General features: G+C 71.2%; 14 protein-coding genes. 1 reads left to right on the forward strand and 13 read right to left on the reverse strand.

The window, feature by feature from the left end; translation table 11 throughout:
• Window positions 1-4: 4 nt before the first annotated feature.
• From H7A72_RS07970 to H7A72_RS07995, 6 genes are all read right to left on the reverse strand, one after another.
• The gene (locus H7A72_RS07970) at window positions 5-2,809 is read right to left on the reverse strand and encodes an RNA helicase (RefSeq protein WP_185222203.1); all 2,805 of its coding nucleotides are present in this window, start codon (window positions 2,807-2,809) and stop codon (window positions 5-7) included.
• A gap of 22 nt (window positions 2,810-2,831) precedes the next feature.
• Window positions 2,832-3,737, reverse strand: a complete 906-nt coding sequence (locus H7A72_RS07975) for a YegS/Rv2252/BmrU family lipid kinase (RefSeq protein WP_185222204.1) — start codon at window positions 3,735-3,737, stop codon at window positions 2,832-2,834.
• A gap of 10 nt (window positions 3,738-3,747) precedes the next feature.
• Entirely contained in the window at window positions 3,748-4,605 is an 858-nt protein-coding gene (gene tatC, locus H7A72_RS07980; RefSeq protein ID WP_223277861.1) for a twin-arginine translocase subunit TatC, read from the reverse strand.
• A 26-nt stretch (window positions 4,606-4,631) separates the two neighbouring features.
• The gene (gene tatA / locus H7A72_RS07985) at window positions 4,632-4,904 is read right to left on the reverse strand and encodes a Sec-independent protein translocase subunit TatA (RefSeq protein ID WP_185222205.1); all 273 of its coding nucleotides are present in this window, start codon (window positions 4,902-4,904) and stop codon (window positions 4,632-4,634) included.
• A 92-nt stretch (window positions 4,905-4,996) separates the two neighbouring features.
• Entirely contained in the window at window positions 4,997-5,959 is a 963-nt protein-coding gene (locus tag H7A72_RS07990) for a YafY family protein (RefSeq protein ID WP_185222206.1), read from the reverse strand.
• The gene (locus H7A72_RS07995) at window positions 5,956-6,945 is read right to left on the reverse strand and encodes a YafY family protein (protein ID WP_185222207.1); all 990 of its coding nucleotides are present in this window, start codon (window positions 6,943-6,945) and stop codon (window positions 5,956-5,958) included. Before H7A72_RS07995 ends, H7A72_RS07990 begins: the two co-directional genes overlap by 4 nt.
• A 38-nt stretch (window positions 6,946-6,983) precedes the next feature.
• Between H7A72_RS07995 and H7A72_RS08000 the strand changes: the two genes are divergently transcribed.
• Window positions 6,984-8,081, forward strand: a complete 1,098-nt coding sequence (locus tag H7A72_RS08000) for a DUF3866 family protein (protein ID WP_185222208.1) — start codon at window positions 6,984-6,986, stop codon at window positions 8,079-8,081.
• Between the two features lie 82 nt (window positions 8,082-8,163).
• On the opposite strand, the gene H7A72_RS08005 is transcribed toward H7A72_RS08000, so the two are convergent.
• From H7A72_RS08005 to dop, 7 genes are all read right to left on the reverse strand, one after another.
• Window positions 8,164-8,550, reverse strand: a complete 387-nt coding sequence (locus H7A72_RS08005) for an FKBP-type peptidyl-prolyl cis-trans isomerase (RefSeq protein WP_185222209.1) — start codon at window positions 8,548-8,550, stop codon at window positions 8,164-8,166.
• 83 nt (window positions 8,551-8,633) lie between these two features.
• Complete coding sequence (locus tag H7A72_RS08010; RefSeq protein ID WP_185222210.1) at window positions 8,634-9,668, reverse strand: FKBP-type peptidyl-prolyl cis-trans isomerase; 1,035 nt, start codon at window positions 9,666-9,668, stop codon at window positions 8,634-8,636.
• A 69-nt stretch (window positions 9,669-9,737) separates the two neighbouring features.
• A complete protein-coding gene (gene pafA, locus H7A72_RS08015; protein ID WP_185222211.1) occupies window positions 9,738-11,126 on the reverse strand; it encodes a Pup--protein ligase in 1,389 nt (462 codons plus the stop codon).
• Between the two features lie 9 nt (window positions 11,127-11,135).
• On the reverse strand, window positions 11,136-11,822 hold the full coding sequence (prcA, locus tag H7A72_RS08020) for a proteasome subunit alpha (RefSeq protein WP_185222212.1): 687 nt from the start codon (window positions 11,820-11,822) through the stop codon (window positions 11,136-11,138).
• Entirely contained in the window at window positions 11,819-12,649 is an 831-nt protein-coding gene (prcB, locus tag H7A72_RS08025; RefSeq protein WP_185222213.1) for a proteasome subunit beta, read from the reverse strand. The genes prcA and prcB overlap by 4 nt, the downstream gene beginning before the upstream one ends.
• On the reverse strand, window positions 12,646-12,843 hold the full coding sequence (locus H7A72_RS08030) for a ubiquitin-like protein Pup (protein ID WP_084452055.1): 198 nt from the start codon (window positions 12,841-12,843) through the stop codon (window positions 12,646-12,648). The genes prcB and H7A72_RS08030 overlap by 4 nt, the downstream gene beginning before the upstream one ends.
• A gap of 35 nt (window positions 12,844-12,878) precedes the next feature.
• Window positions 12,879-14,375 (reverse strand): depupylase/deamidase Dop, encoded by a 1,497-nt coding sequence (gene dop / locus H7A72_RS08035; RefSeq protein WP_185222214.1) that lies wholly within the window; start codon window positions 14,373-14,375, stop codon window positions 12,879-12,881.
• Between the last annotated feature and the right edge of the window lies 1 nt (window position 14,376).

Here is a 14,376-nt window from a genome sequence, read left to right on the forward strand (position 1 = left end):
GAGGTCAGTCCAGCCGGTCGGCGGCGACGACCCCGCGCATCACCTTGTCGACGGCCGTGCGGGCCACGCCCCGCAGGTGCGGCTCGGGCGCGGCGTCGGCCACCTGGTCGAGCAGGTCGACGACCTGCTTGCACCGCCGCACGAAGTCACCTGCGGTGAGGTCCGACCCCGACAGCACCTCGTCGAGCCGGCGCCCGCTGGCCCACCGGTGGACCGCCCAGGCCAATCCCCCGTCGGGCTCGCCGGTCGCGGGCAGGGCATTGGCCTGCTCGAGGTCCTCGAGCTCGCTCCAGCGGCGGACCATGTCCTGCCACGCGTCGGAGACGTTGTCCGTCGGCATCCTCGGGAAGGGGTCGTGCTCGTCGTGCCGGGGCTCGTGGACGAGCATCGAGACGACGGCCGCCAGCTCGGCGGGGTCGAGGCGCTTCCACGCTCCCCCGCGCAGGCACTCGGCCGCGAGCAGGTCCTTCTCCGTGTAGAGCCGGCGCAGACGGGTGCCGAGGTCGGTGACGCTCTCGCCGTCGTCGCCGAGGTAGCCCATGCGGGTCAGCACGACGCAGATCCGCTCGAAGGTCTGCGCCACGGAGTTGGTCCGGTGCTCGACCTTGCGCTGCAGGGCGGAGGTCTCCCGCTTGAGCTTCCACCAGCGCGCCGCCCAGCGGGCGTGCTCCTCGCGCTCCGGGCACTGGTGGCAGGGGTGCGACTTCAGCTCGCGGCGCAGCTGCTCGAGGCGCTCGTCCTCCCCCTTCGCGCTCTCGACGGCGTGCGCCCGCACACTCGGGGCGTCCTCGTGGGGCGCCTTGATCCGCAACGTGGCGGCGAGGTCGGACCGCTGCTTCGCCGACTTCGGGTTGAACCCCTTGGGGACGGCCAGACGCCCGAAGGGGGTGACCGGACCGTCGAGGTCGGCGGCGGTCAGCCGGCGGATCTGCTGGTGCTCGGTGAGCACGGTCGGTGCCGTCAGCTCGCCCTTGTAGGAGCGTGGCGGGGCGACGACGATCGCGATGCCCGACCGGCGGCCCCCGATGCGGACGATGTCGCCGACGGACAGGGCCTCGAGCGAGACGGCGATCTCGGCGCGACGGTTGGCATTGCGCTTGCGCGAGCCCTCCTTCTCGACGTCGGAGATGCGCCGCCGCAGCGCGGCGTACTCGCGGAAGTCGCCCAGGTGGCAGTGCATGGCCTCGCTGTAGGCCTCGAGCGACTCCTGCTGCTCGCGCACCTTGGTCGCCAGCCCGACGACGGCGCGGTCGGCCTGGAACTGCGCGAAGGAGGTCTCGAGCACCTCCTTGGCCGTCTGGCGGCCCACCTGGGCGACGAGGTTGACGGCCATGTTGTAGGTCGGCCGGAAGCTGGAGCGAAGGGGGTAGGTCCGGGTCGATGCCAGACCGGCCACGGACATCGGGTCCAGCCCCCGTGACCACACGACGAGGGCATGCCCCTCCACGTCGATGCCCCGCCGGCCGGCCCGCCCGGTGAGCTGGGTGTACTCGGCCGGGGTGATCTCGACGTGCGACTCGCCGTTGAACTTCACCAGCTTTTCCAGGACCACCGTGCGCGCGGGCATGTTGATCCCCAGGGCGAGCGTCTCCGTCGCGAAGACCGCCCGGATGCGTCCCGCGGTGAACAGCTCCTCGACGATCTCGCGGAAGAGCGGGAGCATGCCGGCGTGGTGGGCGGCGAAGCCGCGGGAGATGCCCGCGACGAACTGGTGGTACCCGAGGACGTCGAGGTCCTCCCCCTCGAGGACGGCAGCCCGCTCCTCGACCGTGCGTCGGTTGAGCTCGCCGTCGCGCTCACTCACCAGACGCACGTCGTTGCCCAGCAGCTGACCGACGGCGCCCTCGCACCCGGCCCGGCTGAAGATGAAGGTGATCGCCGGCAGCAGCCCGTCGCGATCGAGCTCCCGGATAACCTCGGTGCGCGAGGCGGCCCCGCCGAAGCGTCCGCCACCGCCACGTGGCCCCGGCCCGTGACCGCCCCTGCCCCGGCCGCCGTCCCGGCGGTGACCGCCGCGTCGGTCGCGGCCACCTCGCGGTCCGCCTCGCCCGCGCCCGTCGTCGTCGGTGCCACGGACCCGGGCCCGGATCGCGTCGAGCAGCTCGGGGTTGACCTTGGCCGGGGTGCCGGCGGACCCGTCGTCGACGAAGAGGTCGTGCACCTCGCGCCCCACCTGCATGTGCTGCCACAGCGGGACCGGACGCTCCTCCGAGACGATGATCTCGGTGCCGCCGCGCACCTCGGCGAGCCAGGCGCCGAACTCCTCGGCGTTGCTCACGGTCGCCGAGAGGGAGACGACCTGGACCGAGCGGGGCAGGTGGATGATGACCTCCTCCCACACAGCGCCTCGGAAGCGGTCGGCGAGGTAGTGCACCTCGTCCATGACGACGAAGGCCAGCGTGTCGAGGGTCGAGGAGCCGGCGTAGATCATGTTGCGCAGGACCTCGGTCGTCATGACGACGACCGGGGCCTCGCCGTTGACCGAGACGTCACCGGTGAGCAGACCGACCCGGTCGTAGCCGTGGCGGGCCGCGAGCTCGTGGTACTTCTGGTTGCTCAGGGCCTTGATCGGCGTCGTGTAGAAGGCCTTCTGCCCGCGCGAGAGCGCCAGGTGCACGGCGAACTCGCCGACGATCGTCTTGCCGGCGCCGGTGGGTGCCGCGACGAGCACGCCGTGACCGGCCTCGACGGCCTCGCAGGCCTCGCGCTGGAAGGTGTCGAGCTCGAACCCGACCCCCTCGGCGAAGTCGGTCAGCTCCCCTTCGCGACGGCGTCGGGAGGCGGCATAGCGTTCGGCGGGCGAGGACATGACCCCACGCTATGCCAGCGCGTCAGCGCACGATCGACAGCGCGCCGCGGGCCGCCTCGACGGTGGCCGGCAGGGGTGCGACGCGCTCGCCGTCGGCGTAGCTGACGATCCGCTCGGTCGCGATGCTCACCCGCGCGCCCCGCACGATCTCGACGGCCGGGTGCGTCGTGTGGGTACCGGAGAAGACCTTGGGGAAGACCGACAGGAAGGTCGGGATGGGGATGTCGTGGACGATGACGACGTCGAGCAGACCGTCGTCGATGTCGGCTGCCGGGGCGACCTTCATGCCGCCGCCGAAGGCCCGGCCGTTGGCGATGCACACGAGCATCCCGTCGACCTCGCGCTCGACACCGTCGATCGTCAGGTCGTAGTGGATGGCGCCGAAGACCGGGAGCTCGCGCAGGATCGCGAGGTTGTACCGCTGCGGACCCCGGGGCCAGGACATGCGGTTGGCCCGCTCGTTGACCACGGCATCGAAGCCGCAGGACAGGACGCCCAGGTAGTCGCGGATCGGCTCGCCGTCGGGGCCGCTCACCCGCCCCAGATCCATGCGCCGCACCGAGCCCTGGAGGATTCGCTGGACCGATGCCTCGACGTCCTGCACCGGCAGGCCGAGCTCGCGGGCGTTGTCGTTGCCGGTGCCGACCGCCACGATGCCGAGCGGGACGTCGGTGTCGGCGCAGATGTTGGCCCCGAGCCCGGCGGCCCCGTCGCCGCCGGCGACGACGAGCATGTCGATGTCGCCCGTGGCCACGGCTTGCCGCGCCTTGGCCTCGGCCCGGGAGGCGTCGAGACCGGTGAGGTCGACGACCTCGCGCCCGCCGGCCTCGAGGAGGTCGGCCACACGGGTGCCGATCTGCTCCCCGCGGTGCTTGCCGGCGGTGGGGTTGACGAGCAGGCCGATGCGTTCGGCGGTCACCCGGGTCATGGACCCGACCCTAGGTCAGCGGCGAGGCCTGGTCGTCCGGGAGGTCCGACCAGTCGGGCTCCTCGCCCCGCTCGATGCGCCGCTTGTCGATCCAGAGGCAGATCACGAGGGCGATGAAGTACAGGACGCACAGCGGCCCCGCGAGCAGGAACATCGTGAAGGGGTCCGGCGTCGGGGTGATGACGGCCGAGGCGATGAAGATCAGCAGGACCGCCATCCGCCAGGACTTCTTGAGGGTGCGGCCGGGCAGCACGCCGATGGCGCACAGGCCGACGAGGAAGACCGGCAGCAGCCAGGCCAGCCCGAAGGCGAGGATGAAGCGGGTGATGAAGGTGAAGTAGTCGCTCGCCTGCTGGATGTTGCTCGACTTGCCGTCGTCCGGGGTGAAGCCGAAGAGGATGAGCAGCGCCTTGGGCAGGGTCTGGTAGGCGAAGAAGCAGCCCGCGAGGAAGAGCGGCAGGGCCGTGCCGAAGACGCCGAGCGACAGGCGCTTCTCGCGCTTGGTGAGCCCCGGGAGGATGAAGGCCCAGATCTGCCAGAGCCAGATGGGGCTGGAGAGGATGACCCCGGTGAAGATCGACAGCCCGAGCTGGGTGGAGAAGGCCGACGTGGCATTGCCGAAGTTTAGCGTGACGACGCTCTCGGGGTTGGCCGCCTTGTACTCGTCGAAGGGATAGGTCAGCTGCTTCCACACCCCGCCGTACGTCCACGGCCCGATCTTCACGGGGTCGTAGATGATCCACCCGATGATCGCCCCGACGACGATCGCGGCGGCGGCAATCATCAGCCGGTTGCGGAACTCGAGGAGGTGCTCCTTGAGCGGCATCCGCCCTTCGGGGTCCTTGGGCGTGCGGAGGCTACGAGCCATGCGGGTGGCGGGCGAAGGGGGTGGGGTCAGGACACCGGGCCGGACTGGTTGTCCGTCCGGGGCTTGGCCTCGTCGATGACGGCGTTGCCGTCAGCGGTCGGAGTGCGGCCGGTGTCCCGGGCCTTCTTGGCCTCCTCGCGCTGCCGGTCCTCTTCCTTCATCTCGTTGACCTCGGACTTGAAGACGCGGGCCGACTTGCCGATGCTGCGGGCGGCATCAGGCAGCTTCTTGAAGCCGAAGAGCAGGAGGATGACGAGGGCGATGAGGATCCACTCAGCGCCGCCGGGCAGAAAGCCCATGACAGTTCCCTTCGATTGATCTCGCCGTTCCCCTCGAGCATACGCGCTGCGGTAGGACGGTCGGCGTCGGTCTCATGGCCTGCGGACGGGGCTCAGCCGACGTCGTAGGCGGCCAGAGCCTGCGTCGCGTGTGCCGTGACCGCGGTGCGCAGCGCCTCGGGCTCGACGACCTCGGCCGCGCCGCCCAGACGCAGCACGAGCCGGCGCAGGAAACCCTCGTTGCTCGTCGGCAGGGTGACGACGAGGTCTTCACCGGACGTTTCGCGAGATGTCACCGGGTAGTACTCCGCGACCCAGTGGGCGGACGGCGCCAGGCGCAGGGTGACGGGCAGGTCGCCCTCTCCACGCTGGTAGGCGCCCGCGCTCAGGTCGCGTCGCACGGCGTCGGCGGGTGGCTCGGACGGCACGTCGAGCACCTCGACCGACTCGATCCGGTCGGTGCGGAAGAGCCGCACGTCCTGCGCCCGGTGGCACCACCCCTCGAGGTACCAGTGCCCCTCGACCCGGGCCAGGCGCATCGGGTCGACGTCGCGCTCGTTGCGCTCGTCGCGGCTGGGCACGTGGTAGGTCAGGTGGAGTCGGCGACCGGCCGAGAGCGCGTCCTGGAGGACCGAGCGGGTGCGCCCGGCCTCGGTGTCGTCGTCGACGACCATGACGCGCTCGACGCCGGGGATCGAGCCGGCGACCTCCTCGAGCTTCGCCAGGGCCCGCTCGACGGCACCGGACTCCCCCGCCTCGAGGTCAGACAGTGAGCGCAGCCCGACGATGAGCGAGATCGCCTCGTCGACGCTCAGGCGCAGCGGCCGGGCGATGGTGTCGGCATTGCTGACGAAGACCCGTCCGCCCTCGTAGCTGACCTCGATGAGCTCGTCGGTCATCGGGCCGTAGCCGCACATGAAGAGCAGGTCGAGGTCCTTCTTCAGCTGGTCCTCGGTGATGCCGAGGCCCTCGGCCGCCCGGGAGATCTCGATGCCCTGGCGGCCGACGAGCCACGGGACCATGGTGAGCAGCCGCTCGACGCGGCTCGTCGCGGTCTCGACCTTGGGACGGCTCATCGGGCGCTCCCTTCGTGGGCTGTGGCGACGGCGCGCAGGCGAGCGACGACCGCCTCGCGCAGCTCGCTCGGCTCCTCGACGACCACATCGCCGCCGTGGCTGACGACCTCGCTGACGAAGCCGTCGAGGTCAGCACCCGGGACGTCGACACGGTCCCAGTCGTCGTCGATGCGCACGACCTCATGGGCCCGACGACGCAGACCGTGACCGGTACCGACACGCACGCGCAGGCGCGCCGGGACGGTCTCGGCGGGGCTCGGGTCGGTGGCGGCGATCATCCGGACCGGGTCGACGTCGTCCGGCACGGGCACGGTGAGCGCGTCACCCGTGGTCGTCACCGACGAGGTGATGCGGCTGAGCCGGAAGACGCGGGCGGCCTCACGGTCGAGGTCGTGCCCGACGAGGTACCAGCGGCCGTGCCAGGCCGTGAGGTACCACGGCTCGACGCGACGGGGCCGGGAGCCGCCTGTGCCGGGACGTGCGTAGTCGAAGCGGACGGCGGTCGACGACAGCACCGCGTCCTTGAGCGGCTCGAAGGCCGGCTCGGTCCCGCCGAGCTGCGGCTCCAGCCCGACGAAGGGGTCCTCCCCGACCTCGTCGCCCGCAGCCACCTTGCGCCAGGCGGTCGCGGCGGTGCCGGCCATCGTCGCGTGCGCCCACACGCGGCTGGCCAGCCCGACGACGGCACGCTCGTCGGCGGCCAGCTCCACGGGCGGCAGGGCGTAGTCGCGACGGTCGATGCGGTAGCCCTGCTCGTCCTCGAAGACCCCGATGTCCTCGGTGACCAGGGGGATGCCCATGGCCCGCAGGTCCTCCTTGTCACGCTCGAACATCCGGTCGAAGGCCTCGTCGGACTCGATCGCTTGGTAGGCCTCGACCATCTGCCGGATGCGCTGCTTGGGTGCCGGCATGCGCGCGTAGAGCAGGGTCATCGTGAGGTTGAGCAGTCGCTCCGTCTTGGCCGCGGGCGTGTTGGGTGCTGCCACGTCGCTCCCTTCGTCGTCCTGAGGCTAACCTGCCGCACATGATCCACTGGCGCAGCGGCGCGGTCCGCGAGATCGGCCGCGCCCGGCGTGGCGCGGTGCGCCTGACCGTCGAGGTCGACGGCGTCGACACACCCGCCCTCGCCCTGCCGGAGCTCGTGGGCACCCCCGAGGTCGGCGACACCGTCCTGCTCAACGTCTCCGCGCTGCGTCGCGGGCTGGGCACGGGCGGTCACGCGCTCGTCGTCGCCAATGCGACCCGTCTCCCGGCCGACCCTCCTCCGGCCCCCGGCCACATCGTCAAGGCCCGCTACACGCCGCTGCAGCAGATGGTGCTGGCGCTCGAGGAGCAGGAGTCGCCGCACCACGAGGCGATGCGCGAGCACCCCGCCGTCGCCGCCGGCGACCTCCAGGGGATGCCGGTCGTCGTCGCCGAGCTGCACTCGGCCCTGCCGGCGGTCCTCGCCGGCCTCCGGTCTGCCCGGCCGGGCGCACGCGTGGCCTACGTCATGACGGACACGGCAGCGCTCCCCTTCGCCCAGTCCGACCTCGTGGCCGGGGTCGTCGACGCCGCCTGGCTCGACACGACGATCACGGCGGGGCAGGCCTTCGGCGGGGAGCACGAGGCGATCACCGTGCATTCGGCCCTGCTCGCCGCGAGGCACGTGCTCGGCTGCGACGTCGCGGTCGTCGCGCAGGGCCCCGGCAATGCCGGCTCGTCGACGACGTGGGGCTGGTCGGGGCTGGCCACGGGTGACGTGCTCAACGCCGTGCACGTGCTGCGCGGTCGGGCCGTCGTCGTGCCGCGGGTGTCCGCCAGCGACCCGCGGGAACGCCACCTCGGACTCTCCCACCACACCACGACGGTCCTGTCACGGGTCCTGCTCGGCAGCGCCGACGTCGTCGTGCCCGACGACGCCACCGCACCGTGGCCGCAGGTGCGGGCCCAGCTCGACGCCGCCGTCACGGCCTCGAGCGGGACGCCGCGGGTCGTGGCGCTCCCGAGTGCGGGAGTCAGCGACGACCTTGCGACGAGCCCGGTGCCGCTGTCGAGCATGGGCCGGAGCGCGACGCAGGACGTCACCCCCTTCGCCACGGCTGCCCTGGCCGGCCGCCACGCCGCCGCCCTCCTGCCCTAGCCCACTCCCGTCCCCCTCCGGACGACGAGAACCCTGCATTGCCGTAGGGCAATGCAGGGTTCTCGGGTGGAGAAGTGGCGGGTCAGCCGACCTTGACGAGGTCGACGACGAAGATCAGCGTCTCGCCGCCCTTGATCGCGGCGCCGGCGCCGCGGTCGCCGTAGCCCAGGTGCGGCGGGATGACGATCTTGCGACGGCCACCCTCCTTCATGCCGAGCAGGCCGTCGTCCCAGCCCTTGATGACCTGGCCGATGCCAGCGGTGAAGGCCAGCGGTGCGCCGCGGTTCCACGAGGCGTCGAACTCCTCGCCCGTGGAGAAGGCGACACCGACGTAGTGCGCCTGGATCGGCGAGCCGGCGGTCACCTCGGCACCGTCACCGACGGTGATGTCCTCGACGACGAGTTCGGTGGGCGCCTCGCCCTCGGGGAAGTCGATCTCGGGCTTGGTCGTGGTGGGGTCGAAGGGCATGTGGGTCTCCTTGTCGTGGGGTGGGAGGTACAGCTCGTTCCCTGAGGAGCGAGGCCGTCAGCGGCCGAGCGTCTCGAAGCGGGTCAGGGTGCGCCGAGGACGTCGATGGTGAAGACGAGGGTCGAGTTGGGCTTGATCGACCCGTCGGGCGTGCCCTCCTTGCCGTAGCCCTGGTCCGGCGGGACCACGACGAGCAGGCGGTCGCCGACCTTGGCGCCCTCGACGGCCTTGTCCCAGCCGGGGATGACGCTCTGCTGGCCGACCGGGAAGGAGAAGGGACCGCGACCGTCCTTGAGGGAGGAGTCGAAGACCTTGCCGTCGTCCCAGGTGACGCCGGTGTAGCTGACGTAGACGGTGTCGCCCTTCTTGACGGTCTTGCCCTTGCCCTCGATGAGGGTCTCGGTGACGAGCTTCTTCGGCTTCGTCGCGCCCTTGGGGATCGTGATGTCGGCCGGCTTGCCCTCGTTGTACTTCACCTGGGGCAGGTCCTTGTCGACGGACTTCTGCTTGCCCTCTGCCTTGTCGGGGAGCTGGCCGCGCACGTCGTAGACGAGGACGAGGTTGTCCTTGCCGTCGACGCCGTACTCGGGCATGCCCTTGTCCCCGAAGAGGTCCTTGGGCGGCATGACGGAGACGCCGCTCGCGCCGACCTTCTGCCCCTGGATCGACTTGACGAGGCCCGGCAGCGCCTCGGCGTTGCCGAGGTCGAGCACGATCGGCGAGCTGGTGTAGGTCTCGGAGCCCTCGATGACCTTGCCGTCCTTGCCGGAGAACATCGCGAGGTCGACCTCGACGTAGGCGTCGTCGGACAGCTCCTTGCCGTCACCCTCCTCGCGAACGTCACGGGTGGTCTCGGAGACGCTCACCGGCTTGTCGGCAAGCGTGATCGAGGGGCCCTTCTTGCCCTTGGCCTCGGTGACCTCGATCGCCTCGACAGCCTTGGAGTCCTCCTCCTTGGGCTCGGCGAGGGTCACACCCGGCGAGGACGAGGCCGAGGACTTCTTGTCGTCCTGGCCGGAGTCCGACGAGTCGTCGGAGTCGCCTCCGCAGGCGCTCAGGGCGAGGACGGCAGCGGCTGATGCCGCGACGGCGGTGGTCAGGCGGGAAGCCTTCGGCACGGTCTACCTCAATGTGTCGGGGACAACGATCTGGCTCACCCTAACCACGGAGTCTGGGTGGTGCCTGACTCAGGGTCCGCTCGGCGTGGGCCGCGAGGAGAGGATCTCGATGAGCTTGTCGACGCGGGCGTCGACCGCTGAGAGGGGGTCCTTGCACAGCACGGTGCGCTGCGCCTCGTCGTTGATCTTCAGGTGCACCCAGTCGACGGTGACGTCGCGGCCGTGCTCGCGGGCGGCGCGCACGAAGTCGCCCCGCAGCTTGGCCCGGGTGGTCTGGGGCGGGGTGTCGACAGCCTCGGCGATGGCCTCGTTGCTCACCACGCGCGCGATGCGACCGGCCCGCTGGAGCAGGTGGTGGACTCCGCGCTGCGGGTTGATGTCGTGGTAGGCGAGGTCGAGCTGCGCCAGCCGAGGGTCGGAGATGTCGAGTCCGTGCTTGGCGGCGTAGGCGTCGAGGAGGCGGTACTTGATGACCCAGTCGATCTCGGTGGCCACGGCGGACAGGTCATCGCCCGCGATGGCGTCGAGGGTGCGCTGCCACAGGTCGAGCACCTGACGGCTCACCGGGTCGTCGACGCCTTCGCGGTCGGCGTACTCGAGGGCCCGGGCGAGGTACTCGCCCTGGATCTCCAGGGCGCTCATGCGTCGGCCGTCGGCGAGCTTCACCGGGGTCCGGCCGGTGCGGTCGAGGCTGATGTCGCGGATCGCCCGGATCGGGTTGTCGAGGGTCATGTCGGGCAGCGCGACGCCGTCCTCGAGCATGCGCAGCACGAGGTGGGCGGAGCCGACCTTGAGCAGCGTCGTCGTCTCGGTCATCGTCGAGTCGCCGACGATCACGTGCATGCGGCGGTAGTGCTCGGCGTCGGCGTGCGGCTCGTCGCGGGTGTTGATGATCGGGCGCGAGCGGGTCGTCGCGGAGGAGACCCCCTCCCAGATGTGGTCGGCGCGCTGGCTGACGGAGAACTGCGTGGTCCGGCCGGTCGACATCAGCTTGCCCGTGCCGGCGACGAGCTGGCGGGTGATGAGGAAGGGCAGCAGCCCGTCGGTCACGGCCGAGAAGTTGGAGGTGCGCGCGACGAGGAAGTTCTCGTGGCAGCCGTAGGAGCTGCCGGCGGAGTCGACGTTGTTCTTGAAGACGTAGATCTCCCCCGCCACCCCGTCCTCCTCGAGGCGCCCTTGGGCGTCGTCGACGAGGTCCTGGACGATGCGCTCCCCCGCCCGGTCGTGGGCGAGGAGGGTGGGCAGGTCGTCGCACTCGGCGGTCGCGTACTCCGGGTGGCTGCCGACGTCGAGGTAGAGCCGGGAGCCGTTGGGCAGGAAGACATTGCTGGAGCGGCCCCAGGTGACGACCTTGCGGAAGAGGTAGCGCGCCACCTCGTCGGGCGTCAGACGCCGCTGGCCGTCGGAGACGGCCGTGATGCCGAACTCGGTCTCGATCCCGAAGATGCGTCGCTCCACGTCTGCAGGCTAACCGTCGGCGCGAAGGGGGGCGCTCACCCGGCGGAAGCAGCGCCGCGTCGCGGTCCGCTCGAGCACCGCGATCTCGAGGGCGGCGTCGGGCAGGAGGTCTCCCCCTTCGTCCCGCAGCGACAGGACGTCGCGGGCCACGTCGAAGGCATCGTGCAGGTCCATGCCGGGCACCCAGCGGGAGCCGAGGGCGTCGTTGAGCCGCTCGCTGTCGCCGCCGATGGCGACCCAGCCGCGCTCGTCGGTCACCGAGCCGTCGTAGGCCAGCCGGTAGATCCGGTCGTCCGCGAGGAGCCGGCCCACCTCGGCGACGACGATCTCCACCTCGTAGGGCTTCTGGTCCTGGGTGAAGACGGTGCCCAGCGTCTGCGCGTAGGCATTGGCCAGGGCTCGGGCGGTGACGTCGGATCGGTCGTAGGAGTAGCCCCGCAAGTCGGCGTAGCGGATGCCGGCCACCCGCAGGTTTTCGAACTCGTTGTACTTGCCGACGGCGGCGAAGGCGATCCGGTCGTAGATCTCGCTGAGCTTGTTGAGTGAGCGGCTGCTCGGGTTGTCGGCGACGAGGAGGATGCCCTCGTCGTAGCCGAGGACGACGACCGAACGGCCGCGGGCGATGCCGGCGCGCGCGAACTCCGCCCGGTCGGCCATGACCTGCTCGGGCGAGACGTAGAAGGGAGGCTGGGTCATCGCGGGCCCGCCTGACCACGACGGTCGGCGAGGATCGTCTCGACGACCTGCTCGCTCTCGGCCTCGTCGACGAAGTCGACCCCGCCCGCGTCGACCACGCCGACGACCGGCCAGATCCGGCGGTGCACGTCGGGCCCGCCCGTCGCCGAGTCGTCGTCGGCTGCGTCGTAGAGGGCCTCGAGCGCGACCCGGACGGCCGCGGCGCGATCGAGGCCGGGCCGCCAGAGCTTCTTGAGCGCGCCACGGGCGAAGAAGGAGCCGGAGCCCACGCTGTGGTGCTCCTGCTCCTCGTAGCACCCACCGGTCACGTCGTAGGAGAAGATGCGCCCCTCGCGGCGCTCGGCGTCGAAGCCCCCGAGGACGGGGACGACGGACAGCCCCTGCATCGCCAGACCGAGGTTGCCACGCAGCATCGCGGCGAGGCGGTTGGCCTTGCCCTCGAGCGACATGACCACGCCCTCGATCTTTTCGTAGTGCTCGAGCTCGACCTGGAACAGGCGCACCATCTCCACGGCGACGCCGGCCGCACCGGCGATGCCCACGAGCGAGCGCTCGTCGGCGGCGAAGACCTTGCGCATGTCGCGGTTGGCGATGAGGCTGCCGAGCGTCGCACGGCGGTCACCCGCCATGACCACGCCGCCCTGCCAGGCGAGGGTGACGATCGTCGTGGCGTGCGGCGCCTCGAGGGGCTGCCCCGTCGTGGCGCCAGCGGCGCCGGCTCCGGGGAGCAGGCGCGGGTCGTGCTGGGCGACGAAGTCCGTGAAGGAGGACCCGCCGGCCGCCAGGTAAGCGGCGGGCAGGCGCCCCTGCGCGGCATCGCGGCTCACTGGCCGCCCTTCTGCACGAAGCCCTTGACGAACTCCTCGGCATTGGACTCGAGCACCCCGTCGATCTCGTCGAGCACCGAGTCGATGTCCTCGTCGCGGGCGGCGTTGGTCGCGCCCACCTGACCGAAGCCGTCGTCGGGCTGGGCGTCGTCGCCCCCGCCGCTGCTCTGGGGTCGGATCTGCTCCTGCGCCATCGTCTGCTCCTGTCGCGTCGGGTCGTGCCCCGAGCCTATGCCCCGAGACCGGCCACGAGGTCGTCCACGTCACCTGCTGACACGAGGTCTTCGGTGGCGGACCGGCCGTGCGCCAGCGGGTCGAGGAGCGGGACCCGGGCCACACGCCCCGCGCGGGGCAGACGCAGCACGAGCGAGTCCCACGACGCCGAGACCACCGCGTCGCCGAAGTGCTCGACGACCCGGCCCCGCAACCAAGCCCGCGTGTCCTCGGGCGGCTCCGCCACGGCCCGGCGCACCTCCTCGTCGGTCGTCAGGCGGGTGATCCGCCCCGCCGCCTCGAGCTTGTGGAAGATGCCCTTGGCCGGGCGAACGTCGGACCACTGGATGTCGATGGCCGCGAGCCGCGGGTCACCCCACTCCATGCCGTCGCGGTCGCGATAGCGCTGCAGGAGAGCGAGCTTGGCGACCCAGTCGATGTCCGCGGCCGCGTCCATCGGGTCGCCGGCAAGGAGCCCGAGCAGCCGCTCCCAGTGACCGAGCACCTCTGCGGTGGCCGGGTCGCTGCCCTCACGCTCGACGAAGGCGCTCGCCATCTCGAGGTACTCGGTGAGGATCTGCACCGCCGTGAGCTCGCGACCGTCCCGCAGGCGGACCGTGGCCCGGCACGTCGGGTCGTGGGAGATCGTGCGCAGCGCGGTGACCGGGTGGAGCAGCGCGAGGTCGCGGTCGATCGCGTCGGCCTCGATGAGCCGGAACACGAGGGAGGTCGAGCCGACCTTGACGAGGTTGGCCACGTCGGCCTGGTTGGCGTCGCCGATGATGACGTGCAGTCGGCGCCAGACGTCGGGGTCGGCGTGGGGTTCGTCCCGGGTGTTGATGATCGGCCGCTTGAAGGTCGTCTCCAGCCCCACCTCCGCCTCGAAGAAGTCGCTGCGGGAAGAGATCTGGTAGCCGGTGCGCTCGCTCTCCTGGCCGATGCCGACGCGCCCGGCGCCGCACATCACCTGGCGGGCGACGAAGAAGGGCGTCAGGCCGCCCACGATCCGGTCGAAGGGGGTCGCCCGGCTCACGAGGTAGTTCTCGTGGGTGCCGTAGGAGGCCCCCTTGCCGTCGGTGTTGTTCTTGTAGAGGTTGATGCCCGGCGGGCTGTCGGCGAGGCGCTCGACGACCTCACGCATGACGAGCTCGCCCGCCCGGTCCCAGACGACGACGTCCCGGGGGGAGGTGACCTCCGGCGAGGAGTACTCGGGGTGGGCGTGGTCGACGTAGAGCCGGGCGCCATTGGCGAGCACGACGTTGGCCAGGGTCGGGTCCTCGGCATCGGTCAGCTGGGAGATGTCGGCGCGGGCGCGTGGCATCTCGAAGCCGCGCGCGTCGATGAGGGGGTGCTCGTCGCTGTAGTCCCACGCCCCGTGTCCGGCCCGCAGCCCGTGGGCGCGGGCATAGGTGGTCACGACGACTCCCGAGGCGGTCATGGGGTTGGCCCAGGGCTGGCCCGGGACCGCGATGCCGTACTCCGTCTCGATGCCCATGATCCGCCGCACGCTCATG

The sequence above is a fragment of the Janibacter sp. YB324 genome (assembly GCF_014217915.1).
GTDB classification, from domain to species: Bacteria; Actinomycetota; Actinomycetes; order Actinomycetales; family Dermatophilaceae; genus Janibacter; species Janibacter indicus.

What these genes read in the sequence shown, in the direction of transcription:
- H7A72_RS07975 (WP_185222204.1), bottom strand. Translation starts at nt 3,737, where the DNA reads ATGACCCGGGTGACCGCCGAACGCATCGGCCTGCTCGTCAACCCCACC.
- H7A72_RS07990 (WP_185222206.1), bottom strand. Translation starts at nt 5,959, where the DNA reads ATGAGCCGTCCCAAGGTCGAGACCGCGACGAGCCGCGTCGAGCGGCTG.
- prcA (WP_185222212.1), bottom strand. Translation starts at nt 11,822, where the DNA reads ATGACCCAGCCTCCCTTCTACGTCTCGCCCGAGCAGGTCATGGCCGAC.
- H7A72_RS08030 (WP_084452055.1), bottom strand. Translation starts at nt 12,843, where the DNA reads ATGGCGCAGGAGCAGATCCGACCCCAGAGCAGCGGCGGGGGCGACGAC.
- tatA (WP_185222205.1), bottom strand. Translation starts at nt 4,904, where the DNA reads ATGGGCTTTCTGCCCGGCGGCGCTGAGTGGATCCTCATCGCCCTCGTC.
- H7A72_RS08000 (WP_185222208.1), top strand. Translation starts at nt 6,984, where the DNA reads ATGATCCACTGGCGCAGCGGCGCGGTCCGCGAGATCGGCCGCGCCCGG.
- H7A72_RS07970 (WP_185222203.1), bottom strand. Translation starts at nt 2,809, where the DNA reads ATGTCCTCGCCCGCCGAACGCTATGCCGCCTCCCGACGCCGTCGCGAA.
- tatC (WP_223277861.1), bottom strand. Translation starts at nt 4,605, where the DNA reads ATGGCTCGTAGCCTCCGCACGCCCAAGGACCCCGAAGGGCGGATGCCG.
- dop (WP_185222214.1), bottom strand. Translation starts at nt 14,375, where the DNA reads ATGAGCGTGCGGCGGATCATGGGCATCGAGACGGAGTACGGCATCGCG.
- H7A72_RS08005 (WP_185222209.1), bottom strand. Translation starts at nt 8,550, where the DNA reads ATGCCCTTCGACCCCACCACGACCAAGCCCGAGATCGACTTCCCCGAG.